The sequence below is a fragment of the Ruegeria sp. HKCCA0370 genome (assembly GCF_013033705.1).
In the GTDB taxonomy this organism is placed as follows: domain Bacteria; phylum Pseudomonadota; class Alphaproteobacteria; order Rhodobacterales; family Rhodobacteraceae; genus Ruegeria.
In genome coordinates this window covers 820374-841320 of sequence record NZ_WQEP01000001.1, presented here as the reverse complement: position 1 = coordinate 841320, position 20947 = coordinate 820374, and the positions used below count along the sequence as shown (strand labels likewise).

Sequence of the window (20947 nt, the reverse complement as noted above, 5' to 3'; positions counted from 1 at the left end):
TGGTCACGCTGCGGCCGCATTGACTGACCCAGACACTAGCTAACTGCCTGATCCAACTTGCCTAAATGGCGTTGAAGCGTAGTACGATTGGTTCTTATCCTGCGGGCGGCCTCAGCGACGGAGAGCCCGTCCTGTTGTATGGCGCGGTGGGCGGCGAGGACTGTTTCGATATCGAGCGTGGGCGGTCTGCCAAGTCGGGTGCCGCGTTTTCGGGCAGCTTCTAGCCCCGCAATCGTGTTCTCTGCGATAATGTCGCGCTGGAACTCGGCGAAGGCGCTGAACAGGTGATAGACCAGCTTACCGCCTGGTGTGGTGGTGTTGATGCCTTCGCTGATTGAGCAAAAGTGGATGCCCTCGCGCTGGAACAGTACCAAGAGGTCAGCCAAATGTAAGACGGATCGCCCAAGGCGGTCGAGTTTGAAGACAACTACAGTATCGCCTTCGCGTAGCTCCGTCAGCATATCATCCAGTCCAGATCGGCTGGCGTTGGTGCCGGACACGCCATGGTCATCGAAAATCAAATCGCAAGCAACAGAATTGAGCGCGTCTCGCTGCATGCGCAGCTTCTGGTCTTTGGTCGAGACACGGGCGTAACCGATCCGCCGCCCAGGCGCGCTAATACTTGGCCAGATGCTCATACCGCCCCCTGCTCAAAAACGAACCTTTCTGAACAGGAGCTGCGCGTCGATAAATCGCCCGCGTATGCCTTTTGAAAACGCCGAATTCTGGCGTCTGTGAAATATAGCTCTTTCATAATCCTCCGAAAAGAGTCAGTGTTCAAAATCCTTCGATTATGATCACCCGCAAAGCTTTGCTTTTAAATGCTTTTGTTCTGTCTTTGGTCAGCTTTCCACAGATTTCTGCTGCTGATGGCTTTACCAGTGCAGATGTGCTGGAATGGCCGGAGGCAAGCCAAAATAACTACTTCCAAACGTCGGTTACGATGATTGGGATAGTGGCCACGCAAGTTGAAGGCCGCGAGCACATTGCCGAGTGCATTGATAGCTGGATGGGTGGAGGACAAGAGAGCGTCCCCAAACGCGCGGCAGTCATTCGTTCGGTGATGGAAGGCATCCCCGAATATCACCCACAAGCAGTCATTCTTGCAGTTATCGAGAAAGAATGTGGGAAATTTTGTGTCCTAAATTTCAGGCATTGCCAATCCGGCAGATTTGGTGACATCGGGCGTGCCAGATACTGATTGATCAATGGCTATTGCCTGTTCACGCTCAAAGCGTTTCTCCGCATCATCCACGATCTCTCCGGCGCGGTCTTTTACGCCGTTGAGTCTGCCTTCGCTTTTCGGGGCGTCGTCTTCGTTAATCTCGGTCTGCATATCTCCGATCTCGGCTTGGCCTGCGTGGATGTCATCGGCCAGAATACCCAATCGTTGCAACCTTTGCCTGTCCGCTTGAACGTCTTCCAATGTCGGCTCGGTGCCGTTCCAGAGTATTGTCGCGGCCAGATCACCGGAGACTTTCGATCCGTCTTCGCGGCGAATATCCCCGTTCTGGTCTTTGAAAACATGGGTGCCATCAGGCAGGCGCGCAGCGCGTTCCAGCTTCTCATCTAATGCGGACTGGCTGCGCTGGATTTCAAGCTGAACGCGCTCAAGGACGATTTCCAACCTGCTTTGGGCGTCCATCAAGACATTGGCGGTTTCCTCAAACAGCGCCGCATAGGCGGGATTGTTCGCCATCATGGCCTGTAAGCGCGTCAACGCCTCGGTACGGTCTTGCTTTGACCTGCCGGATGCGTCGGCGGTTCTTGCATTCGCCGGCAGGAAACGCCCGATGCGACCAACATCGCGGCCAGCCATCTCATTCTGAAGATCGTCAAAGTCCCGCGCTTGCTTGGCAAAACGCTGGGTTAGGTTCAAAATCTCTTCGTTATTTTCAAAATTCACAATGATATTATATGCTTGCAGGCGTTAAGTTTTGGTTAATCGCTCCACTGCGTTTGCAGTTTTGTCGCATTATATGCTACAATGGTGAAAAGGAGACCGATATGGCACGCAACCCCAGCATATCATTGACTGAGCACCAGCAGGAATTTGTCCAGGCTCTGGTTTCAAGCGGACGTTACCACGGCGTCTCGGAGGTTGTCCGTGCTGGCTTGCGTCTTTTAGAGGACGAAGAAGAACGCCGCGCTGCCGAACGGCAGATGCTGGAGGCTGGCATTAAGGCGGGTCTGGATGACATTAGGAAGGGACGTGTATCCGACTTTGATGCACAGCGGCTAATTGTCAAAGGGGAGGCCATTCTATCCGCCCGCTCAAGCTCAGAATAACGGCCAAAGCCGAAACCGACCTGTCCGAGATTTGGGCCTATATCGCGCAAGAGTCACCGCAGGCGGCAACATCTTTCGTCAACCAGATCGCCCAGCACTTTGAACCTCTGCTCCATCACCCGGAAATCGGTCCCTCCCGCGCAGATTTGGCCGCTGGCCTTCGCGTTCACTTTCACCGCAACTACGCGATCTATTATACCTTCACCAATACCGAGCTAATCATCGTCCATGTTGTACATGGTGCGCGCGATGTAGCGGCCCTCTTCAGTGATCAAGATGAAGAGGAAAACTGAATCGGGTTCTTCGCCAAAAAGCTGCGTAGCTGCGTGAATATCATGTGGCTGGGATCAATCGAAACGCGATGGTCTGCCGTGATGGCTTCAAGGTTTTGCTGCAACTTGAGCAAATCAAGCTCCATGAGCTTGTGTTCCAGTTCGATCTTGAGGTAGCCCGCCGTCCACCTGTTGGCCAGATCGGTTTGAACCCGTTCGATTTCGGCAACAAGGCTCTCCAGTTCGCGTTGGCACTGAACTACGGGCGCTGAAGCCTCGGCCAGTTTGCGCCTCATGCTTGGCGATTTACACAAGACCCGTATCCCCATCTCGAAGACTAACAGACCAACTTGTTCGTCGGTGGGTGGTCGGTTGCTTGAGTATTGGCGGTCTATCAAGTCAACGAAAGCGCCACTGTCCGCAACGGCTTCCATAAGCAACGTGCCCTGACGTTCGATCTTCCCAAATGGAAATAGATAGCAGCCAGCATTGTTGAAGCTTGTTTTGTTGGTGTGGACAGCAGCGAAAAGCTTCTTCCGAAGCTCCCAATAGGTATCGCGAATAGTCTTCTCTGAAATCCCCGATTCAGCATTCAAATCCTTGACGGTTTTGGCCTCGGCGAATCCCTTCAGAATCTTCAAAAACCGATATTCGGAGAGCTTCGCTCCAAGCACATATCTGTTGTGGGGGCGCGATTTCTTGGCCTGTTTTTGTCTCTGATATTTCCGTTTTTTCATCATATTATTAATCACTTACAGGCAGGCGTTTCGCGGTTCTGCTTCCGTGGCCAGATTTACAGCCCCATGGCGCACAGCTTACAAATCTACTTGTGCTGCCACAAAGGGCACGCCGCCCAGACGGGCACACAGGGCAAAATAGCCCATCCAAAACGAGAAGACCAAACCACCGCTGAGAACCCCGTTTTCAGTGCCCGATACCGCTGTGCCTTCGCACAGGTCAACAGAAACGAGAAAGGAAAGACATGCACTATCCAAATCACTACCCCGGCCAAGGAGGTCGGGGTCCGGGTGAAGACCTAAAAGGCGGCTTTGCAACATGCGCCGCCGCGATGGTCTCCATCGTCATCAGCCCTCCCTTCTACGAGTTCACAGCTCCCTACGTCTGGGAATTGTCTCGCCGAAGCTACGGGCCTGAAATGGTCAATTTCATCATGGTCTGTTGGATGATTCTGACTTGGCCTCTGACGTTCTTCGCAGCTCGCGCCGCGATCATCGCAGGGCTGACAGTGGCAGGTGTCTACATCGCCTACCGACTGATCTGAGACAATCTGACTGGCTGCGCTGAGGTGGCCAGACATCAAAACTGAAACGAAACATGAAAGGAAACCAAATGCCTAAGATCATTGAACGCGAAGTCGGAAAGATTGTTCACCGCCAGAAGGTCAAGACCTTCGGTGACAAGGTGAAGGAATTCCTCGAAGGACTCGCCGGATTTATCATCATCATGGCAATCATCGGCGTCTTCATCGGTGGTTGATCCGACCAACAGGATGGCGGCTCTCTAAAAGCCGTCATCTCACCTCAAGCGAAAACTGAAATATGAAAGGAGACCCTCATGCGATTTGAGGAACAATACCCCTATGGCTCGGCGCGGTTCGCGCAAAGCCTCGAAATCAGCCGCGCCTTCAAGGCGAAGGGCGGCGTGCCCTTTGGCTTCTGTAATGGGCGCAAACTGTATCACTCCAAGAATGCTGGCATGCTGCTGATCGGCGGCGCTGGCTCGGGCAAGTTCACGTCCATCCTCGCGCATCTCATGGATGCTCCTGGTCGGAGCGGCGAGCCTGCACGCTATGCGATCTTCGATCCCAAGCGCGAACTGCGCGCGGTGATGGAGCCGTATTTTGCGCACGTGAAAGCGCGTGTGTACGAGATCAACCCGTACTTCACGCACGGCGTACAAGGTAATCGGCTCTCGCTTCTGAGTCACCTTACGCCTGATGGCCCGCGCCTCGTTGCAGATTGCCGCCGTGCGGCGCGAACATTTCTGCCCGAAAGCGGCGGCGGAGACTCAGCCTTCTTCGATCAGAAAGGGCAGAACTGGCTTGATGCCCTGATGCGCGGCCTTGTGCATCTGGATGGCAGCGTATCCCCGACTTCACTTTATGAACTGATCGGCATGGTGCGCTCGTACCCCGATGCCTGGGAAGAGACGGCTGAGGTGATGAGCGCTCTTGGTGAACGCGATCTTCGCATCACTTTCGATGAGATGCTGGATATGGCAGCCGAGAGCCGCCGCACCTTTGACTCTGTCATGGGCGGCATCAGCAATGCGCTGGCCTTCATGAACGATCCGCGCCTGCAAGCCTCGCTTGTTCGAACAGGCGAGGCAGATTTCACACTGGATGTTCTCTGCGAGAAGACAAGTGATCCCGTCTTCGTCTTCTTTGTCATGCCTCCGGAGATGACCGAGCAGAATGCTGCTGTCATTCGACAGTTCTTCTCGACCCTGCGCACGCTCAAGCAACTGCATCCCGATGCGCCGACGCTCAATCTGGTGATTGATGAAGCCGCCCAGCTCGGGCGCTTCCCCGAGATTGCCGAATTCTATTCGATTGGGCGTGGCTTCGGACTTTGCCCCGTCTGCGTCTATCAGGACATCGGTCAAATCCGAAACAACCTCGGGCCAACGGGTGCAATGACACTCTCGGCGAGCGCCGATCTGGAGGTCTATCTCGGCGGCGGCATCTCGGATTTGGAGACCGCACGGCACTTAAGCGCCAAGCTCGGCAACCAGACGTTGGAGCTGGATGATCATCTCACCCAGCACCGTGCTGAGCGTGAGATGCGCGTAGCGATGCACGATGCGCTCTTTGGAAACAAGGGCGGTGCCATTCGTACAGGGCTTGCGATGAAGGCGCTGGATTATGAGCGCGGGCATAAGCGCAAGCAGGCGCGCGCACTCATGACGCCCGAGGAAATCCTCGGGATGAGCCACAAGCAATCGCTGGTGATGGCTTCGGGATACGGCATTCCGCCGTTCCTTGCGGACAAAAGCCCGTACTTCGCCATGCCGCGTTACTCCGGCCTCTATGCGCCGAACCCGTACTTCGACCGCGATCTCTCAAAAGTCAAAATGCCTGGCCGCTTCAAACTGAAGCAATCTCTCAAGGTGATCACGGAAGCCGTTCCTTCGGCGCTTGCTGATCTGCCGCAATACCAAAACGGGACGTGGAGCTTCATCGAAGGCCATCGCCCAAACGTCTGAAAACTGGAACCAACATAAAGGATAACGCCATGAAACTTGAAACGATCACTTGCCGCGACGGCACGGAAATTTGCCATGAAACAACCGAAGGTGGTATTATGAAAGTAGAGCAATGCGTATCGAATGATGCTGCGCTTTCCGCCTCCGCTGTTCGGCATGAGGCACCTCAAGGACGTGACGGACAATTTGAACATCCGCATGTTGCGGATGCGGAACAACGCACGCTTGAAGTCGGAAAGGAGGGTGCAGCCATGAACGAGAACAATGAAAGTCAGGGTTTCCGCTTCACGCTGAATTCAGCGGCCAAGCCCGGCCTTGGGATCGATACAACGAAGTATCAGGCCTACCTCGATGATCCATCGCTTAGCGAGGCTCAAAAAGAAGAGATCGTGCAAGCGCTTTGGAGCATCATCACCGCCTTTGTGGACCTCGGCTTCGGCGTTCATCCTCTCCACGAGGTACTGGGCCAAGAAGCCTGTGGAAAACTCGGGGCGACACTTGAAGTGCAAGGCAACAAGGATTCTAATGAATCCAAGCCTGCAAACACTTTGAGCAAAGAATTCGAGCGCGCCAGCGATGATACGTAATCGCGACCCGCCAGAGATTAGGAGTCGATATGAAAGTACATTTAGAAAAGGATGTTGGAATCGGCACGAAGGCAGTCATCTACTGCCGCGTGTCCGATCCTAAGCAGACCACACGCGGTGATGGGCTGAACTCGCAAGAGACCCGCTGCCGCGAGTTTGCCAAGTACAAAGGGTACGAAGTCGTTGCCGTCTTCAAAGATGATATGTCGGGCAAGTACTCTATGCGCCCTGGCATGAAAGAAACGCTGTCCTTTTTACGCCAACGTCGGAAGACACCGCATATTCTGATCATCGACGATATCACGCGGCTTGCTCGCGGGCTTGAAGCCCATATCAAGCTCCGCGCAGATATAAGTGCCGCAGGCGGAATCCTTGAAAGTCCTTCGATTGAATTCGGAGAAGACTCAGATTCGATCTTAGTCGAAAACCTGCTGGCATCTGTTTCCCAGCACCAGCGACAAAAGAACGGCGAGCAAACTAAAAACCGCATGCGCGCACGACTTCAAAATGGTTATTGGCCTTTTCAGGCACCAATCGGATATCGCTATGAGCGCTCCAGCGCTGGCCATGGCAAGGTCTTGGTGCGCGATGAGCCCAATGCGTCGATCTTGCAAGAAGCGCTCGAAGGCTACGCCAGCGGTCGCTTCCAGACGCAAGTCGAAGTGAAACGCTTCCTTGAGCGCCAGCCTGCCTTCCCCAAGGACCTGAATGGCAAAGAAGTTCGCAACCAGCGTGTCTATGAGATGCTGGCGCGTTGTCTTTATGCAGGCTATGTCGAGCATGCCGATTGGGGCATTTCGGTTCGCAAAGGCCAGCATGAAGGTCTCATCTCTTATGAGTACACACCTGAAGATTCAGGAGCGGCTGACGAGCACAGCCACGGCTCCTGCCCGCAAAGACATCTCGTTGGACTTCCCGCTTCGTGGCTTCATCCAGTGCGATGATTGCGGAGCAGCTCTGACCGCCTGCTGGTCAACCAGCAAGACGGGTAAGAAGCACCCCTACTATCTTTGTAAGACCAAGGGCTGCGAAAGTTATCGGAAGTCGATCAAGCGCGATCAGATCGAAGGCGACTTCGAAAAACTGCTCCAGCGCCTGGAGCCGTCCGAAGGCCTCTTCAAGATCGCTAAGGCGATGTTCAAAGACGTCTGGGATACGCGTCTCGCGCAAGCTGCGGACACGTCGAAGACGCTCAAGCGAGATATCCACAAGATTGAGAAACAAATCGAAGCCCTGCTCGACCGCATAGTTGAATCGGGCGTTGGCAGCGTGATTGCGGCTTATGAGAAGCGCATCGGCAAGCTAGAAAGCGAAAAGGCGCTGCTCGAAGAGCGGGTGGCGATGGGCGGCAAGCCGAAGAACACTCTAGAGGAGTCGTTCGAGCTCGCGCTACGCTTTCTGTCAAGCCCTTGGAATATCTGGAAAAATGGTCGGATTGAGTGGCAAAAAACGGTGCTTCGACTGGCCTTTTCGGAGCCTGTTCGATACAGCCGAAATCAGGGTGTTCGAACCCCTATTTTTTCTTTCCCTTTCAAGGTGTTGGAGGGATTTTCAACTGCCGAAAGTGAAATGGCGCACCTGAGAGGATTCGAACCTCTGGCCTCTGCCTTCGGAGGGCAGCGCTCTATCCAGCTGAGCTACAGGTGCCTTGGCCGTTAGCTAACCTTGTTCCAATCCGGGTGCAACTGAAAATCGTGATTGTTGCACCCTCTTTGAAACCAAAATCAGGCGAAAAGATCATGCGCCAATTCAAGCGCTTCGATCAGTGTGTCGACCTCATCCGTCGTGTTGTAGAGACCAAAGCTGGCACGGCAGGTCGCCGTGACGCCCAGGTGATCCATAAGCGGGCCCGCACAGTGATGCCCGGCGCGGACGGCAACCCCTTTTTTGTCCAGAATCGTGGATACATCATGGGCATGGCCGGCCCCGTCCAGCGTAAAGCTGAAGATGGCTGCCTTGTCTGGCCGCGTGCCCTGAACCTGAAGCCAGTTGAGACCGTTCAGGCGCTGCATGGCATAGTCCCGCAGGCCGGATTCATGGGCGGCAATGTTGTCCATTCCCAAATCCATCATGTATTCCAGCGCAACGCCCAGGCCAATTGTTTGGACAATGCCGGGTGTTCCGGCCTCGAACTTCATTGGCGGGTCGTTGTAGATCACCTGATCCTTGCTGACCTCTTTGATCATGTCACCGCCACCGACAAAGGGGCGCATCTCGGCCATTCGTTCGGACTTGATATAGATCGCACCCGACCCCGACGGGCCATACAGCTTGTGGCCGGTAATGGCGTAAAAGTCGCAACCGATGTCCTGCACGTTCACCGGCATATGCACCGCGCCCTGACTGCCATCAACCAGCACCGGGACGCCCCTTGCATGTGCACCTTCGGTGATGGCTTTGACATCCACAACGGTGCCCAGAACATTGGAACATTGCGTCACGGCCACGAGTTTGGTTTTCGGGCCGATCGCATCGATCACCGCCTGCGGATCCAGCCCGCCGTCAGCATCCACATCCACCCACTTCAGAACAACGCCCTGCCGTTCCCGCAGGAAATGCCAGGGCACGATGTTGGCGTGATGCTCCATGACGCTCAGGACGATCTCATCCCCGGCTTCCAGGCGCGGCATGGCCCAGCCATAGGCAACCAGATTGATCCCTTCGGTCGTTCCTGAATTCAGAACGATCTCATCCTCGTTCGATGCCCCCAGGAAACGGACGATGATGCCGCGAACAGCTTCGTATTTCTCGGTCGACAGATTGGACAGATAGTGCAATCCACGGTGAACATTCGAATACTCTTCGGAATAGGCGCGGGTCACCGCATCGATGACGACCCGAGGTTTTTGAGCCGACGCACCGTTGTCCAGATAGGTCAACGGCTTGCCATTCACCTGACGTGACAGGATCGGAAAGTCAGAGCGAATTTTCTGCACATCATACATGATACGGTTTTCCTAGACAGGCGCGGCCGGTGTTAAATACAGGACGAAGGGAACCGCAATCAGGGCTGACAACAGAATCACGGCGAAGGACTTCCAAAGGGATCCGAATTGATGCGCTTCGTTCAGGAAATGAAGCGTGATGTAAAGGCTCAGGATCGCCGTCGCGAACAGCATCATCATCATCAGAAACGGCATCGTCAGGCTTAGAACAAGGGTCATGACCAAGGCGACGATTTGCAGGAACTGCAACCACACCGTCAGAACCATCAGATCGTCAAAGCTTGCTTTGCCGCCTATCGCTTTTCCGACGACGAAAAACGCAAGGATGCTCAGCAGCATTGCTCCGGCGGATCGCAGCAAAACAACGGGGATGCTTTCGGGAGGCGGTGCGATTTGACCTTGCGGCACGGGCACCGACAAATCGATTCCCAACTGCACGAGACAGTTCAAAACCACTGCCAGCGCAAAGGCCAACCACAACCCTTCCCGCCCTGGTTTCAGGGACAACAGCTGGCGGGCGGCTTGGTCTGGGCTTCTGATCGTCAGAACCGCCAGAGCGCCAAGGGAATTGATAGTCATGCAGCGGACCTTTGTACTTGTCTCAGACCGGATAACCAGAACCAGACAAAAACAGCAACCCAGACGACACCCACAATTGTCAAAGCGGGCCCGGGCCCGATGAACCCGGCAACCAGACCATTCAACAAGACCAGGGGGGCGGATGCCAACAACGCCCAGAACAGGGCCAGTCGTGCGCCATAAGCAGTGCCCTGCCCGCCCGTCATCCGCGCCGCCCAATACGAAATCAGCGCCAGCGTGTAGAAAAACAACGGCAGTATGAACACCGACCCCAGCAAAGCGCCGCCCAAAAGCATGTTCAGCTCGACGCCTTCAAGATGCGCTTTGCGGGCAAGGCTGGGCATTTGCGCGACAAAAGCCACCAAGCAAAACGCCATGACAAACACCAGCGCCCTGTCTTCCCGCTGACCCATTTCAAGAAGCCGGCGCACCACGCGCCCCGGCCCCCGGTATGTAGCCAATATGTCTGACGAGACGGCCATCAGCTACGACGCGCCAGCCACCCTTCCAGACGGCTTACGATCTCTTCCGCCAAGGCGCTGTCTTCGATCTCATCCACCGCTTCGGCAAGAAAGGCCAAAGTCAGCATGTTGGTTGCGTCCTTGACCGGCACGCCACGGGACCGCAGATAGAACAGCGCGGTTTCGTCGATCGCACCCGAGGTCGAGCCATGCGAACACGCCACGTCATCGGCATAGATCTCAAGCTCGGGCTTGGCGAGGAACTGGCTGTCATCATCCAGAAGCAGCGATTGGCTGATCTGGTAACCGTCGGTCTTCTGGGCGCCTTCCTTCACGAGGATCTTGCCCTGAAACACGCCCGTCGCCCCGTTGCGCAGCACTTTCTTGAACACCTGACGGCTTTCGCAGTTCACCGCATCATGGGTGATGAAAACCGTGTCGTCATGATGGAAGTCGCCATCGCCAACACAGGCTCCGGCCACATGGGCGACCGCGTCATCGCCTGTCAACTCGACGACCTGCTCATTGCGGGTCAGCACGCCATTCACGGTCAAAGTGAAGGATTTATAGACCGATTCCGTGCCCAGACGGGTGAACATATGGGTCGCGGCCCGGCGTTCATGGTCCCTGCCCTGGGCGCGCACATGGTGCAGCGTGCCCTTGTCGGCGATGTCGATCTCCATGCATTTGTTGAAGCGTGACGCAGCCGGACCGGTTTCCAGAATGGTGGCCTCGGCCCCGCTTTCGACGCGAATGACGTGGTGCAGGATCGCATCCGAGGTTGGCGACGCATGACGATAGATCAGGTTGATCGGTTTGGACGGTTTGCCGGTGACATGAATGGCCACACCATCCGACGCAAAGGCCGTATTTAGCGCCGCCAGCGGACGCTGGACCGGAGACTGACCGCGCGTCTCAAGCACGCCATACAGGTCTTTCGCCCAATGAATGTCCTTGCAGCAGATATCCTCGAGCCGGTCGATGGTCACGCCTTCCAGCGTCAGGTCGTCCGACTCTTCGGCGCTGAATTCACCGTCCACGAAGACGATGTTCAGCCGGTCGAGTCCGCTGAACATCAACGGCTCGTCATCGGCAAACACCGCAGCCGGAGGCGCGTCTGGCGAGACCAGAGTGTCCGGTTGAGTGTATTTCCAATACTCGTCACGCCGTCCGGGCAGACCAGTTTCCAGAACACGGGCCAGCGCGTCTTCGCGCGCGGCGCGGGTGCATCCCGCGTCGGGCATGGTCAAGGCAGACAGCCGGGCCTCGGTCGCGGATTGTTTGACTTCGGGCAAGGCCATCAGTTCACCTCGGCAAGAATGTCGGCATAACCGTTGTTTTCAACCTCAAGCGCCAGATCTGGGCCTCCGGTTTTGACAATGCGGCCATCGGCCATGATGTGCACGACGTCGGGTTTGATGTGATCCAGCAGGCGCTGGTAATGGGTGATGACCAGGAACCCGCGACCTTCATCGCGCAGCGCATTCACACCTTCGGCGACCAATTTCATCGCATCCACATCCAGACCCGAGTCGGTTTCGTCCATGATGCACATCTTGGGTTCCAGCATGGCCATTTGCAGGATTTCATTGCGCTTTTTCTCACCGCCCGAGAAACCCACATTGACCGGACGCTTGAGCATATCCGCGTCGATCTTCAGCGTCTTGGCCTTGGCACGCACTTCCTTGAGGAAATCCGCGGCGGACAGCTCGTCCTCACCCCGCGCCTTGCGCTGTGCATTCACGGCGGTGCGCAGGAAGGTCATGTTGCCCACGCCCGGAATTTCGACCGGGTACTGGAAGGCCAGAAACACGCCGGCAGCGGCGCGCTCTTCCGGTTCCATCTCCAGCAGATCGTCGCCATTCAGCGTGGCGGAACCCTCGGTCACTTCGTACCCGTCGCGGCCCGACAGCACGTAGCTGAGTGTTGACTTGCCTGACCCGTTCGGCCCCATGATCGCGTGTACCTTGCCGGCTTCAACCGTCAGGTCCACACCCTTTAGGATCTGCTTGTCTTCTTCTTCAAGCTTCACGTGCAGATTCTTGATTTCCAGCATTTTTTATCCTTTTGCGTATCGCAGGGGGCACCGTGGCCCCGAAACCTTCTTATCCCAGCAACTTGCGGATCAGACGCGCGACGATCCAGCCCAGGATCGCCCCTCCGCCAACCGCCCAAACCGGGTTGATGAATTCCATGTGGTTGATGTTGACGTAAGCCATACCCAGCAGACCGCCAAGAACCGGCAACGCGTAACCCAGCCAGGTCAGCACGTCTTCTTTCCGGATGCCGCTTCGTGACGCCCGCGTCATCAGCCAACCGACCCTTCCAGCGAGATTGCCACCAGTTGCTGCGCTTCCATGGCGAACTCCATCGGCAGTGCTTGCAGAACGTCCTTGCAGAACCCGTTGACCACCAAAGCCACGGCCTCTTCTTCATCCATGCCGCGCTGACGGCAATAGAACAGCTGATCGTCATCCACCTTGGATGTCGTCGCCTCATGCTCAACACGGGACGAGTTGTTCTTGACCTCGATATACGGAACCGTATGCGCGCCGCATTTGTCGCCGATCAGCAAGCTGTCGCACTGGGTATAGTTGCGGCTGTCCTTGGCCTTCGGGTGCATCGAGACCAGACCGCGATAGGTGTTCTGCGCCTTGCCCGCACTGATGCCCTTGGACACGATGCGCGACTTGGTGTTCCTGCCCAGATGAACCATCTTGGTGCCGGTATCGGCCTGCTGATAGTTGTTGGCAATCGCGATCGAATAGAACTCACCCTGGCTTTCGTTGCCGCGCAGGATGCAGGACGGGTATTTCCACGTCACGGCCGAGCCGGTTTCGACCTGCGTCCACATCACCTTGGACCGGTCGCCCCGGCAATCGGCGCGCTTGGTCACGAAGTTGTAGATCCCGCCCTTGCCGTTCTCATCCCCGGGGAACCAGTTCTGAACGGTCGAGTATTTCACTTCGGCGTCTTCTTCGACAATGATCTCGACCACGGCCGCGTGCAGCTGCGCGGTGTCGCGCTGGGGCGCGGTGCAGCCTTCCAGATAGGACACGTACGAGCCTTTGTCCGCGATGATCAGCGTACGCTCGAACTGGCCGGTGTTTTCGGCGTTGATTCGGAAATAGGTGCTCAGCTCCATCGGGCAGCGGACACCGGGCGGAATGTAGACGAAGGACCCATCCGAAAACACCGCCGAGTTCAAAGTTGCATAAAAGTTGTCCGACACCGGAACCACAGTGCCCAGATACTTTTTGACCAGCTCAGGATGTTCCTTGATCGCTTCGGAAATCGAACAGAAAATCACACCGGCCTTTTTCAGCTCGGCCTGAAAGGTCGTGCCGACGGACACCGAGTCAAACACCGCGTCCACAGCAACCTTGCGACCCTCGGCCGGAGCATCCTCAGCACCTTCGACTCCGGCCAGAATCATCTGTTCTTTCAAAGGGATACCAAGCTTTTCGTAAGTGGCCAGCAGCTTGGGGTCGACATCGTCCAGCGATTTGGGTTTCTCTTTCATCGATTTCGGACGCGCATAGTAATACTGGTCCTGAAAATCGATCTCGGGATACGTGACCATGGCCCATTTCGGTTCTTCCATCTTGGTCCAGCGCTCAAACGCGGCCAGACGCCACTCGGTCATCCATTCTGGTTCTTCATTCTTTTCCGAGATCAGACGAACGATGTCCGGGTTCACACCTTTCGGCGCGTACTCCATTTCGATGTCCGTGTCCCAGCCGTATTTATAGGTTCCGACCTCACGCACCGCATCCACGGTTTCCTGATCGACACCCTCTTTCACCTGGGTCTGGTCCAAAGCGGCCATAACTTACCCTCCGTCAGATCACGCGGCGCGCGCGCGATGCTTTTTCTCTTTCTCAAGCCACGTTTCGGCGAAACGCAGCACATCTTCTTCCGTTGTCCGAGGTCCCAGCGATACGCGGATTGCACTGCTGGCCGTTTCCTCGTCAAATCCCATGGCGGTAAGCACCGCGCTGGAACGAACCTTGCCGCTGGAACAGGCAGAGCCCGCACTGACCGCAAATCCCGACAGGTCCATTTGCATGACCTGGGTTTCGCCCTTCCACCCGGGCGCAGCAAAACACAAGGTGTTCGGCAGGCGTTGCCGCCCTTTCCCGACAAAAATAGGTGATTTTACAGCAGCCTCAAGAGCGTTTTCTAGAATATTTCTAAATTCTTCAACCTGCTCCCAAACACCACTGGCAAGGTCACGTGCTGCCGCTTCAGCTGCGGCGCCGAACCCCACGATTCCAATGACATTTTCCGTTCCAGACCGGCGACCCATTTCCTGGCCGCCCCCCTTGATCTGTGCCGCCAGATCGGTTCCGCGTTGCATCACAACGGCACCGACACCCTTTGGACCGCCCAGTTTATGCGCAGAGACCAGGGCCATCTGGGCATTCATCCAGTTGAACGCGACGGGCAGCTTGCCAAAAGCCTGTGTGGCGTCTGTCACGGCCAGACCGGACGGCAGTGATTGAACAATCCCCGTCTCTGAGTTTGCCAGTTGCAATGCCGACATTTCAGGTGCGGTTACCTGCACGTCTCCGGCCTCGGAAACCGTAAGATTCTCTTTGATCCAAGCTCTTACCGCGTCATGTTCAATCGCCGCGCCGTGCAATTGGCGCCCCGACAATGCCAGCGCCGCACCTTCGGTTGAACCAGATGTAAAGACGATATCCGCCCCATCCGCCCCAAAGGCCGATGCAACTTGGGCCCGGGCGCGCTCGATCAGAGCTTTGGCGGCCCGACCTTCCGCATGAACCGACGAGGGATTGCCGCAGACATCCATCGCCGCAATCATCGCGTCCCTCGCTTCGGGGCGCAGCGGCGTTGTTGCATTGTGATCCAGATAAACACGTTTCATGGATACATCTTTTTGCCGACAGGCTTCATTTCATATCCCGCCCGTTCAGATCATTCATCTACAACGGAAAACAGGCTCGGAACGGCCGGGCACGGGGCGAGGTCGTTCTTGATCACATCTGACAAACGGGTTTGATGCAGGAACACATAGACATGCGCGCTGAGACTTTCCCAAAGCCGATTGGTCAATGATTGAGCGCGGCTGCCGGACGAGGCCCCTGACGCTCCGGCCCCTTTTTGCAGCGCATCAACGGTTTCGTCCACGGCCGCCAGAATTTCGACGACACGAATTTCAGATGCCGGGCGTGCCAGTCGATACCCGCCGCCGGGCCCCCGCACGGAAGACACCATGTCCGCCCGGCGCAGTTTGACAAAGAGCTGCTCGAGATATGGTAACGAAATGTCCTGCCTTTCGGAGATTTCCCCAAGCGTCACCAGTCGTTCCGTCGGCTGGAGCGCAATATCCGCCAGGGCGACCATTGCGTAACGCCCTTTGGTCGACAGCTTCATTCCATGTCCCCTTTCAGCAGGATTTGCGCGAAATCATTGACGCCGACGTTGCCAGTGCGTATCTCCGACTGACAGCGCTGGTATGCGCCAAGCAATATAATTAGAACCGTTCTAAGGTGCCCGACGATTATCGTCAAGTATATCCGGGCATCGGTACGAAAAAGACAGGACCAAAGCACACATGCCCGAGGTGATTTTTCCCGGACCCGAAGGCCGCCTGGAAGGCCGCTACCACCCGCAAAAGGAAAAAGACGCACCGATCGCCATCGTGCTTCACCCGCACCCTCAGTTCGGCGGGACCATGAACAACAAGGTGGTCTACAATCTGCACTATGCCTTCTACAACATGGGTTTCACCGTGTTGCGCTTTAACTTCCGCGGCGTCGGTCGCAGCCAGGGCGAGTATGATCAGGGCGTGGGCGAGCTGAGCGATGCGGCGTCGGCGCTGGACTACCTGCAATCGATGAACAACAATTCGAAACACTGCTGGGTCGCAGGTTTCTCGTTCGGTGCGTGGATCGGTATGCAACTGCTGATGCGCCGCCCTGAGATCACGGGGTTCATCAGTGTATCGCCCCCTGCAAACATGTATGACTTTTCGTTCCTTGCCCCCTGCCCGTCTTCCGGCCTGATCATCAACGGCACCGCTGACAGGGTGGCGCCACCGGCTGACACGACCTCGCTGGTGAACAAGCTGCACGAGCAGAAGGGAATCACCATCACTCACACCGAAGTGGAAGGTGCAGATCACTTCTTTCAGGATCGTCATATGGATACGCTGATCACCAATGTCAGCGACTATGTGAAACGCCGCCTGACCGAGAACACCCGCTGATGTCCGACACCATCACATCTCTTGCCGCCAAACTGGCCGAAGATACGATGAAGGTTATGGATGAGACAGGCGAAGACAGGTTCTTTGTCGAAGTTGGTGAAGTGCTCGGGGCCGCGTCTCAGTCTCTGGAAGAGGCGTTTCTGACGGAAATTCGTGTTCGGTTGGCTGAACGGAAAGCCAGGCAGTTCGTGATCAAACGCTTGTCTGCGCATCGTGCAAAGCAGAAGGCCATCGAAAAGCAATGACCGACCGTTTGTCGGCGCAAATCGCGTTTCTGAAACGGGCCGACGAACTGAAAATGGTCGAGCGGGCAAATGTCCTGCTTGATCAGTCCAGACCCGAAAATTCGGCCGAACACAGCTGGCATCTGGCCTTGTGGGCCCTTGTCATGGCCCCGTTGGCAGGGCCGGATGTCTCGATTGATCGGGTCATACGCATGCTGTTGCTGCATGACCTTGTTGAAATCGTTGTCGGCGACCATCCAATCCACCTTAAGACTGACTGGAACTTGGTTGCCAAAGCTGAGCAAGCTGCAGCCAAAGAACTGTTTGGGCTTTTGCCAAAGGATCAGGCCGATGCGTTTCACGCTGTCTGGCGTGAATTTGAAGAGGATCAGACCGCCGACGCCCGGTTTGCAAAGGTTCTGGATCGTTGTCAGCCACTGTTTCAGGTTCTGTGTGCCCCGAACCCAGATCCGGATCACGTGGACATAGCGCGTTCAAATCTCGAAGGCGGTCGCGCCGCCTATCTGGAACAGGTTTTTCCACTGGCCTACGAGCACGCCGCAAACCTGCTGGCTGGTGCAGATACGCAGGCCAACGCGTTTACGACACGGCTGGCGTTTCTGACCGAAGCTGATCGGCTGAAGTCTGTTCTTCGTGCCTCGCGGCTGATGGCGGGTGATCGTTTCGAAAACTCGGCAGAACACTCGTGGCACATCATGCTCTACGCCTGGGTCCTGGCTGAAAATGCGCCCACAGGGATCAGTGTTGATCGGGTCCTTCAAATGCTGTTGCTGCACGATATTGTTGAAATCGACGCTGGCGACAATCCGATCCACGGGCAGGTCGATCACGCAGCGCAAGCAGCCAAGGAACAAGCGGCGGCCAAGCGCTTGTTCGGGTTGCTGCCCGACACGCAATGCAACACCTTCACGACATTGTGGCACGAGTTTGAAGCGGCAGACAGCCCCGACGCCAGGTTCGCCAAAGCCGTTGATCGTTTTCAGACACCTGTCGCCAATCTGGAAACCGGTGGCGGATCGTGGGTCGATTACAAGGTAACATATGCCCAGCTTGAGGCACGCGTTCAGCCTGCGATTGCAGCAGGTTCTCCCGGGCTGTGGGATTGGCTGCAACCGCAACTGGCAGCACACTTCCAAAGCGTCGAGGCTGTACACCACTAGGCAGAAAAGAAAAAAGGAGCCCGACGGCTCCTTTTTCCCTGCTAAGCTCTACGTGGCGCTTAAAAAACACTACTACCATCAAACTGTTCAACCATGTTGGCTGCTTCAACTTCGACGGACCCCCCGTCAGCAAGCCACCCAATCGCCACTATCAGACCCGCAGCAAATATTACGGATTTCGAAAATGTCGTCATAACTCAAAACTCAATAACAAATCATAAAATACGTTGAGAAGACTACACCAATTCGATTCTCTGAATAGTCAGGTATACCTGACCTCAGATGGTATTCTCATATCCTCAGACCCAAAAAATCGCCTTGCCCACCCCTTCGGTTTCATGCTCAACGCGAGGGTATCTTTCCTGTTTCGAGGATCAAAATGCCCCAAGCGTATCTGTATCTGATGCTGGCTGTTGTTGCGGAAACCATTGGCACCACGGCCTTGCAGGCTAGTCAACAATTCACGCGGTTCTGGCCGTCCGTCCTTGTGGTCGTAGGGTACGCACTCGCATTTTACCTCATGGCGCTGACGCTGAAATACATGCCTGTCGGTATCGTTTATGCGATCTGGTCCGGTCTGGGCATCTTTCTGATCGCCGTGATCGGATTCATCGTGTTCGGCCAAAGGCTGGATTGGCCTGCGATCCTGGGGTTGACGTTGATCTTGTCCGGAATCCTGATCATTCACCTCTTTTCCAAGACTGCCGGTCACTGATCATCGGTTAGGGCTGGTATATTTTGTCGCGCCGCGCTATGCGCGCGGCAACTTCCCGTTCAAAGGCTGACCTCTCATGGACCTGCGCAACATCGCAATCATCGCTCACGTTGACCACGGCAAGACGACCCTGGTGGATGAGCTGCTCAAACAATCCGGCGCGTTCCGGGAAAACCAGGCCGTGGCGGAACGCGCCATGGACAGCAACGATCTGGAGCGCGAGCGTGGCATCACCATTCTGGCCAAGGCAACTTCGGTCGAATGGAAAGACACACGCATCAACATCGTCGACACCCCCGGCCACGCCGATTTCGGTGGTGAGGTCGAGCGTATCCTCAGCATGGTCGATGGCGTTGTCCTGCTGGTTGACGCCGCGGAAGGCCCGATGCCGCAGACCAAATTCGTGACGTCGAAAGCGTTGGCGCTGGGCCTGCGCCCGATCGTGGTTTTGAACAAGGTCGACAAACCGGATGCGGAACCTGACCGCGCACTGGACGAATGCTTTGACCTGTTCGCAAACCTCGGTGCCGATGATGATCAGTTGGACTTCCCGGCCATGTATGCCTCAGGCCGTTCCGGCTGGGCGGATATGGAGCTGGACGGCCCGCGCAAGGACCTGAGCGCACTGTTTGATCTGATCGTCGATCACGTTCCTGCCCCGAAACAGATCGCGCATAAGGGTGAGCCGTTCCGGATGCTGGCCACCACTTTGGGCAGCGATCCTTTCATCGGCCGCATTCTGACGGGTCGTGTGGAAAGCGGCACATTGAAAGCTGGCGACAGCCTGAAAGCCCTGAGCCGTGACGGATCGTTGATCGAGAACTTTCGCGCCTCAAAAATATTGGCATTCCGTGGGCTGGCACAGCAACCTATCGATGTGGCCGAAGCCGGTGACATCGTCACCATCGCCGGCATGAGCAAAGCCACCGTGGCGGATTCTCTGGTTGCTCCGCAGGTCGAAGAAGCCCTGCCTGCACAGCCCATCGACCCGCCGACGATCACCGTAACTTTTGGCATCAATGATTCTCCGTTGGCCGGTCGTGACGGCAAGAAGGTTCAGTCGCGCGTCATCCGTGATCGCCTGATGAAAGAAGCCGAATCCAATGTCGCGATTCGCGTCACCGACACACCCGGCGGCGAGGCTTTCGAGGTTGCGGGCCGCGGCGAATTGCAGATGGGTGTTCTGATCGAGAACATGCGCCGTGAAGGGTTCGAACTCAGCATCTCGCGCCCGCAGGTTCTGTTCCGCGAGGAAAACGGCCAGCGGCTGGAACCGATCGAGGAAGTCACCATTGACGTTGACGATGAATACTCGGGCGCCGTGATCGAAAAGATCACCGGGGCCCGCAAAGGTGAGTTGGTCGAGATGCGCCCGGCAGGTGCAGGCAAGACCCGCATCATTGCCCACGTACCGTCCCGTGGCCTGATTGGCTATCACGGCGAATTCCTGACTGACACCCGCGGCACAGGCGTTCTGAACCGCGTGTTCCATGGCTGGGCGCCGCACAAAGGCCTGATCCCGGGCCGCCGGGCGGGTGTTCTGATCTCGATGGAAAATGGCCAGGCCGTGGCCTATGCCCTGTGGAACCTGGAGGAGCGTGGCCGGATGTTTGTCGGTCCTCAAACGGATGTCTATCAAGGCATGGTGATTGGCGAGCATTCTCGTGACAATGATCTGGAAGTGAACCCGCTGAAAGGCAAGAAGCTGACAAACGTACGCGCCAGTGGCTCGGACGATGCGGTTCGTCTAACGCCGCATATTCAGTTCTCGTTGGAAGAGGCAATTGCCTATATTGACGACGATGAACTGGTCGAAGTCACCCCGAATGCGGTGCGCTTGCGCAAGCGTTATCTTGACCCGCACGAGCGCAAGCGGATGGCCAAGTCGGCCTGATTTACCCGGCGGACCGCTGCCGCAATCGGAAACAATTGCCCAAGTGTGGCAATTTTGCGTCCAAATGGACAAAAGATAAAAACCGGACAACCGGGCACTACGCCCGGTTTTCCATTGAAAAGATTAATATTTCTTCTTTAGGTTGCATTAATTCTCCATCACTCCCCCAATCCACATATTGTGATTGAGACCCGTTTAAGGTGAAAATGTGCCAGTTGTGTGACGTCGTTCATAAACACACTCGCTTCGGTGGTTCATATGAACACGTAGTAAAGTATCGAGTTTCGAGGAGTTCCAAATGGGTATCCGGTCCCGCAATATCCCGCTGTATTTTGTTGCT

General features: G+C 56.1%; 26 protein-coding genes, 1 tRNA gene and 1 pseudogene. 14 read left to right on the top strand and 14 right to left on the bottom strand.

Going from position 1 to position 20947, the window contains the following annotated elements; translation table 11 throughout:
• Positions 1-35: 35 nt before the first annotated feature.
• Positions 36-638 (bottom strand): recombinase family protein, encoded by a 603-nt coding sequence (locus tag GOW31_RS04225; protein ID WP_171168103.1) that lies wholly within the window; start codon positions 636-638, stop codon positions 36-38.
• A 155-nt stretch (positions 639-793) separates the two neighbouring features.
• On the opposite strand from GOW31_RS04225, the gene GOW31_RS04220 reads away from it, so the two are divergent.
• On the top strand, positions 794-1201 hold the full coding sequence (locus tag GOW31_RS04220) for a hypothetical protein (protein ID WP_171168101.1): 408 nt from the start codon (positions 794-796) through the stop codon (positions 1199-1201).
• Here GOW31_RS04220 and GOW31_RS04215 read toward each other — a convergent pair.
• Entirely contained in the window at positions 1142-1906 is a 765-nt protein-coding gene (locus GOW31_RS04215) for a hypothetical protein (RefSeq protein WP_171168099.1), read from the bottom strand. The two genes, GOW31_RS04220 and GOW31_RS04215, sit on opposite strands and share 60 nt — an antisense overlap.
• A 101-nt stretch (positions 1907-2007) precedes the next feature.
• Between GOW31_RS04215 and GOW31_RS04210 the strand changes: the two genes are divergently transcribed.
• Both GOW31_RS04210 and GOW31_RS04205 read left to right on the top strand, forming a co-directional pair.
• A complete protein-coding gene (locus tag GOW31_RS04210; protein ID WP_171168097.1) occupies positions 2008-2289 on the top strand; it encodes a type II toxin-antitoxin system ParD family antitoxin in 282 nt (93 codons plus the stop codon).
• Positions 2265-2582 (top strand): type II toxin-antitoxin system RelE/ParE family toxin, encoded by a 318-nt coding sequence (locus tag GOW31_RS04205; protein ID WP_171168678.1) that lies wholly within the window; start codon positions 2265-2267, stop codon positions 2580-2582. Before GOW31_RS04210 ends, GOW31_RS04205 begins: the two co-directional genes overlap by 25 nt.
• Here GOW31_RS04205 and GOW31_RS04200 read toward each other — a convergent pair.
• A complete protein-coding gene (locus tag GOW31_RS04200) occupies positions 2561-3298 on the bottom strand; it encodes a hypothetical protein (RefSeq protein WP_171168095.1) in 738 nt (245 codons plus the stop codon). The genes GOW31_RS04205 and GOW31_RS04200 overlap by 22 nt on opposite strands.
• 245 nt (positions 3299-3543) lie before the next feature.
• Between GOW31_RS04200 and GOW31_RS04195 the strand changes: the two genes are divergently transcribed.
• The 6 genes and pseudogenes from GOW31_RS04195 to GOW31_RS22230 all read left to right on the top strand — a co-directional run.
• Complete coding sequence (locus tag GOW31_RS04195; protein WP_171168093.1) at positions 3544-3843, top strand: hypothetical protein; 300 nt, start codon at positions 3544-3546, stop codon at positions 3841-3843.
• A 68-nt stretch (positions 3844-3911) separates the two neighbouring features.
• The gene (locus tag GOW31_RS04190; RefSeq protein ID WP_171168091.1) at positions 3912-4058 is read left to right on the top strand and encodes a hypothetical protein; all 147 of its coding nucleotides are present in this window, start codon (positions 3912-3914) and stop codon (positions 4056-4058) included.
• 78 nt (positions 4059-4136) lie between these two features.
• Positions 4137-5786, top strand: coding sequence for a type IV secretory system conjugative DNA transfer family protein (locus GOW31_RS04185; RefSeq protein ID WP_171168089.1), 1650 nt, complete (start codon positions 4137-4139; stop codon positions 5784-5786).
• Between the two features lie 29 nt (positions 5787-5815).
• Positions 5816-6373 (top strand): hypothetical protein, encoded by a 558-nt coding sequence (locus GOW31_RS04180; protein WP_171168087.1) that lies wholly within the window; start codon positions 5816-5818, stop codon positions 6371-6373.
• A 29-nt stretch (positions 6374-6402) separates the two neighbouring features.
• On the top strand, positions 6403-7317 hold the full coding sequence (locus GOW31_RS21860) for a recombinase family protein (protein ID WP_217356608.1): 915 nt from the start codon (positions 6403-6405) through the stop codon (positions 7315-7317).
• Positions 7280-7402: pseudogene (locus tag GOW31_RS22230) on the top strand (zinc ribbon domain-containing protein); the annotation flags it as partial. The gene GOW31_RS21860 and the pseudogene GOW31_RS22230, both read left to right, overlap by 38 nt.
• Here the strand turns inward: GOW31_RS22230 and GOW31_RS21855 are convergent.
• The 11 genes from GOW31_RS21855 to GOW31_RS04125 all read right to left on the bottom strand — a co-directional run bounded on the left by GOW31_RS21855 (position 7346) and on the right by GOW31_RS04125 (position 15758).
• Positions 7346-7597 carry a hypothetical protein gene (locus GOW31_RS21855; RefSeq protein WP_217356607.1) on the bottom strand — a complete coding sequence of 84 codons (252 nt, stop codon included), beginning with the start codon at positions 7595-7597 and terminating at the stop codon, positions 7346-7348. The pseudogene GOW31_RS22230 and the gene GOW31_RS21855 sit on opposite strands and share 57 nt — an antisense overlap.
• A 346-nt stretch (positions 7598-7943) precedes the next feature.
• Positions 7944-8020 (bottom strand) — tRNA-Arg (locus GOW31_RS04170).
• Positions 8021-8097: 77 nt separating this feature from the next.
• The gene (locus GOW31_RS04165; protein ID WP_171168085.1) at positions 8098-9318 is read right to left on the bottom strand and encodes a cysteine desulfurase; all 1221 of its coding nucleotides are present in this window, start codon (positions 9316-9318) and stop codon (positions 8098-8100) included.
• 12 nt (positions 9319-9330) lie between these two features.
• Positions 9331-9897 (bottom strand): YIP1 family protein, encoded by a 567-nt coding sequence (locus GOW31_RS04160; RefSeq protein WP_171168083.1) that lies wholly within the window; start codon positions 9895-9897, stop codon positions 9331-9333.
• Complete coding sequence (locus tag GOW31_RS04155; protein ID WP_171168081.1) at positions 9894-10379, bottom strand: YIP1 family protein; 486 nt, start codon at positions 10377-10379, stop codon at positions 9894-9896. The genes GOW31_RS04160 and GOW31_RS04155 overlap by 4 nt, the downstream gene beginning before the upstream one ends.
• Positions 10379-11659 (bottom strand): SufD family Fe-S cluster assembly protein, encoded by a 1281-nt coding sequence (locus tag GOW31_RS04150; protein ID WP_171168079.1) that lies wholly within the window; start codon positions 11657-11659, stop codon positions 10379-10381. Before GOW31_RS04150 ends, GOW31_RS04155 begins: the two co-directional genes overlap by 1 nt.
• On the bottom strand, positions 11659-12414 hold the full coding sequence (sufC, locus tag GOW31_RS04145) for a Fe-S cluster assembly ATPase SufC (protein ID WP_171168077.1): 756 nt from the start codon (positions 12412-12414) through the stop codon (positions 11659-11661). The genes GOW31_RS04150 and sufC overlap by 1 nt, the downstream gene beginning before the upstream one ends.
• 49 nt (positions 12415-12463) lie before the next feature.
• Positions 12464-12667 (bottom strand): hypothetical protein, encoded by a 204-nt coding sequence (locus GOW31_RS04140; protein WP_152458013.1) that lies wholly within the window; start codon positions 12665-12667, stop codon positions 12464-12466.
• Positions 12667-14187: a Fe-S cluster assembly protein SufB gene (gene sufB / locus GOW31_RS04135; protein ID WP_171168075.1), complete on the bottom strand. Its 1521-nt coding sequence runs from the start codon at positions 14185-14187 to the stop codon at positions 12667-12669. The genes GOW31_RS04140 and sufB overlap by 1 nt, the downstream gene beginning before the upstream one ends.
• Positions 14188-14205: 18 nt before the next feature.
• Positions 14206-15249, bottom strand: coding sequence for a cysteine desulfurase family protein (locus GOW31_RS04130; RefSeq protein ID WP_171168073.1), 1044 nt, complete (start codon positions 15247-15249; stop codon positions 14206-14208).
• A gap of 50 nt (positions 15250-15299) precedes the next feature.
• Positions 15300-15758 carry an Rrf2 family transcriptional regulator gene (locus GOW31_RS04125; RefSeq protein WP_171115867.1) on the bottom strand — a complete coding sequence of 153 codons (459 nt, stop codon included), beginning with the start codon at positions 15756-15758 and terminating at the stop codon, positions 15300-15302.
• A gap of 181 nt (positions 15759-15939) precedes the next feature.
• Here GOW31_RS04125 and GOW31_RS04120 point away from each other — a divergent pair, with 181 nt between their 5' ends.
• From GOW31_RS04120 to typA, 5 genes are all read left to right on the top strand, one after another.
• On the top strand, positions 15940-16593 hold the full coding sequence (locus GOW31_RS04120; RefSeq protein ID WP_152458017.1) for an alpha/beta hydrolase: 654 nt from the start codon (positions 15940-15942) through the stop codon (positions 16591-16593).
• Positions 16593-16838, top strand: coding sequence for a hypothetical protein (locus tag GOW31_RS04115; RefSeq protein ID WP_152458018.1), 246 nt, complete (start codon positions 16593-16595; stop codon positions 16836-16838). The genes GOW31_RS04120 and GOW31_RS04115 overlap by 1 nt, the downstream gene beginning before the upstream one ends.
• Positions 16835-17998 carry an HD family hydrolase gene (locus GOW31_RS04110; RefSeq protein WP_171168071.1) on the top strand — a complete coding sequence of 388 codons (1164 nt, stop codon included), beginning with the start codon at positions 16835-16837 and terminating at the stop codon, positions 17996-17998. The genes GOW31_RS04115 and GOW31_RS04110 overlap by 4 nt, the downstream gene beginning before the upstream one ends.
• 379 nt (positions 17999-18377) lie before the next feature.
• A complete protein-coding gene (locus GOW31_RS04105; protein WP_171168070.1) occupies positions 18378-18713 on the top strand; it encodes a multidrug efflux SMR transporter in 336 nt (111 codons plus the stop codon).
• A 76-nt stretch (positions 18714-18789) separates the two neighbouring features.
• Positions 18790-20607: a translational GTPase TypA gene (gene typA / locus GOW31_RS04100; protein WP_171168068.1), complete on the top strand. Its 1818-nt coding sequence runs from the start codon at positions 18790-18792 to the stop codon at positions 20605-20607.
• The last annotated feature ends 340 nt before the right edge of the window (positions 20608-20947 follow it).

Bases quoted from the DNA above. Each gene is read 5' to 3' on its own strand.
- GOW31_RS04155 (WP_171168081.1), bottom strand. From the start codon at position 10,379: ATGGCCGTCTCGTCAGACATATTGGCTACATACCGGGGGCCGGGGCGC.
- GOW31_RS04195 (WP_171168093.1), top strand. From the start codon at position 3,544: ATGCACTATCCAAATCACTACCCCGGCCAAGGAGGTCGGGGTCCGGGT.
- GOW31_RS04165 (WP_171168085.1), bottom strand. From the start codon at position 9,318: ATGTATGATGTGCAGAAAATTCGCTCTGACTTTCCGATCCTGTCACGT.
- GOW31_RS04115 (WP_152458018.1), top strand. From the start codon at position 16,593: ATGTCCGACACCATCACATCTCTTGCCGCCAAACTGGCCGAAGATACG.
- GOW31_RS04180 (WP_171168087.1), top strand. From the start codon at position 5,816: ATGAAACTTGAAACGATCACTTGCCGCGACGGCACGGAAATTTGCCAT.
- GOW31_RS04125 (WP_171115867.1), bottom strand. From the start codon at position 15,758: ATGAAGCTGTCGACCAAAGGGCGTTACGCAATGGTCGCCCTGGCGGAT.
- sufB (WP_171168075.1), bottom strand. From the start codon at position 14,187: ATGGCCGCTTTGGACCAGACCCAGGTGAAAGAGGGTGTCGATCAGGAA.
- GOW31_RS04120 (WP_152458017.1), top strand. From the start codon at position 15,940: ATGCCCGAGGTGATTTTTCCCGGACCCGAAGGCCGCCTGGAAGGCCGC.
- GOW31_RS04210 (WP_171168097.1), top strand. From the start codon at position 2,008: ATGGCACGCAACCCCAGCATATCATTGACTGAGCACCAGCAGGAATTT.
- GOW31_RS04225 (WP_171168103.1), bottom strand. From the start codon at position 638: ATGAGCATCTGGCCAAGTATTAGCGCGCCTGGGCGGCGGATCGGTTAC.
- GOW31_RS04185 (WP_171168089.1), top strand. From the start codon at position 4,137: ATGCGATTTGAGGAACAATACCCCTATGGCTCGGCGCGGTTCGCGCAA.
- GOW31_RS04190 (WP_171168091.1), top strand. From the start codon at position 3,912: ATGCCTAAGATCATTGAACGCGAAGTCGGAAAGATTGTTCACCGCCAG.
- GOW31_RS21860 (WP_217356608.1), top strand. From the start codon at position 6,403: ATGAAAGTACATTTAGAAAAGGATGTTGGAATCGGCACGAAGGCAGTC.
- GOW31_RS04110 (WP_171168071.1), top strand. From the start codon at position 16,835: ATGACCGACCGTTTGTCGGCGCAAATCGCGTTTCTGAAACGGGCCGAC.
- typA (WP_171168068.1), top strand. From the start codon at position 18,790: ATGGACCTGCGCAACATCGCAATCATCGCTCACGTTGACCACGGCAAG.
- GOW31_RS04105 (WP_171168070.1), top strand. From the start codon at position 18,378: ATGCCCCAAGCGTATCTGTATCTGATGCTGGCTGTTGTTGCGGAAACC.
- GOW31_RS04150 (WP_171168079.1), bottom strand. From the start codon at position 11,659: ATGGCCTTGCCCGAAGTCAAACAATCCGCGACCGAGGCCCGGCTGTCT.
- GOW31_RS04160 (WP_171168083.1), bottom strand. From the start codon at position 9,897: ATGACTATCAATTCCCTTGGCGCTCTGGCGGTTCTGACGATCAGAAGC.
- GOW31_RS04130 (WP_171168073.1), bottom strand. From the start codon at position 15,249: ATGAAACGTGTTTATCTGGATCACAATGCAACAACGCCGCTGCGCCCC.
- GOW31_RS04140 (WP_152458013.1), bottom strand. From the start codon at position 12,667: ATGACGCGGGCGTCACGAAGCGGCATCCGGAAAGAAGACGTGCTGACC.
- GOW31_RS04200 (WP_171168095.1), bottom strand. From the start codon at position 3,298: ATGAAAAAACGGAAATATCAGAGACAAAAACAGGCCAAGAAATCGCGC.
- sufC (WP_171168077.1), bottom strand. From the start codon at position 12,414: ATGCTGGAAATCAAGAATCTGCACGTGAAGCTTGAAGAAGAAGACAAG.
- GOW31_RS04220 (WP_171168101.1), top strand. From the start codon at position 794: ATGATCACCCGCAAAGCTTTGCTTTTAAATGCTTTTGTTCTGTCTTTG.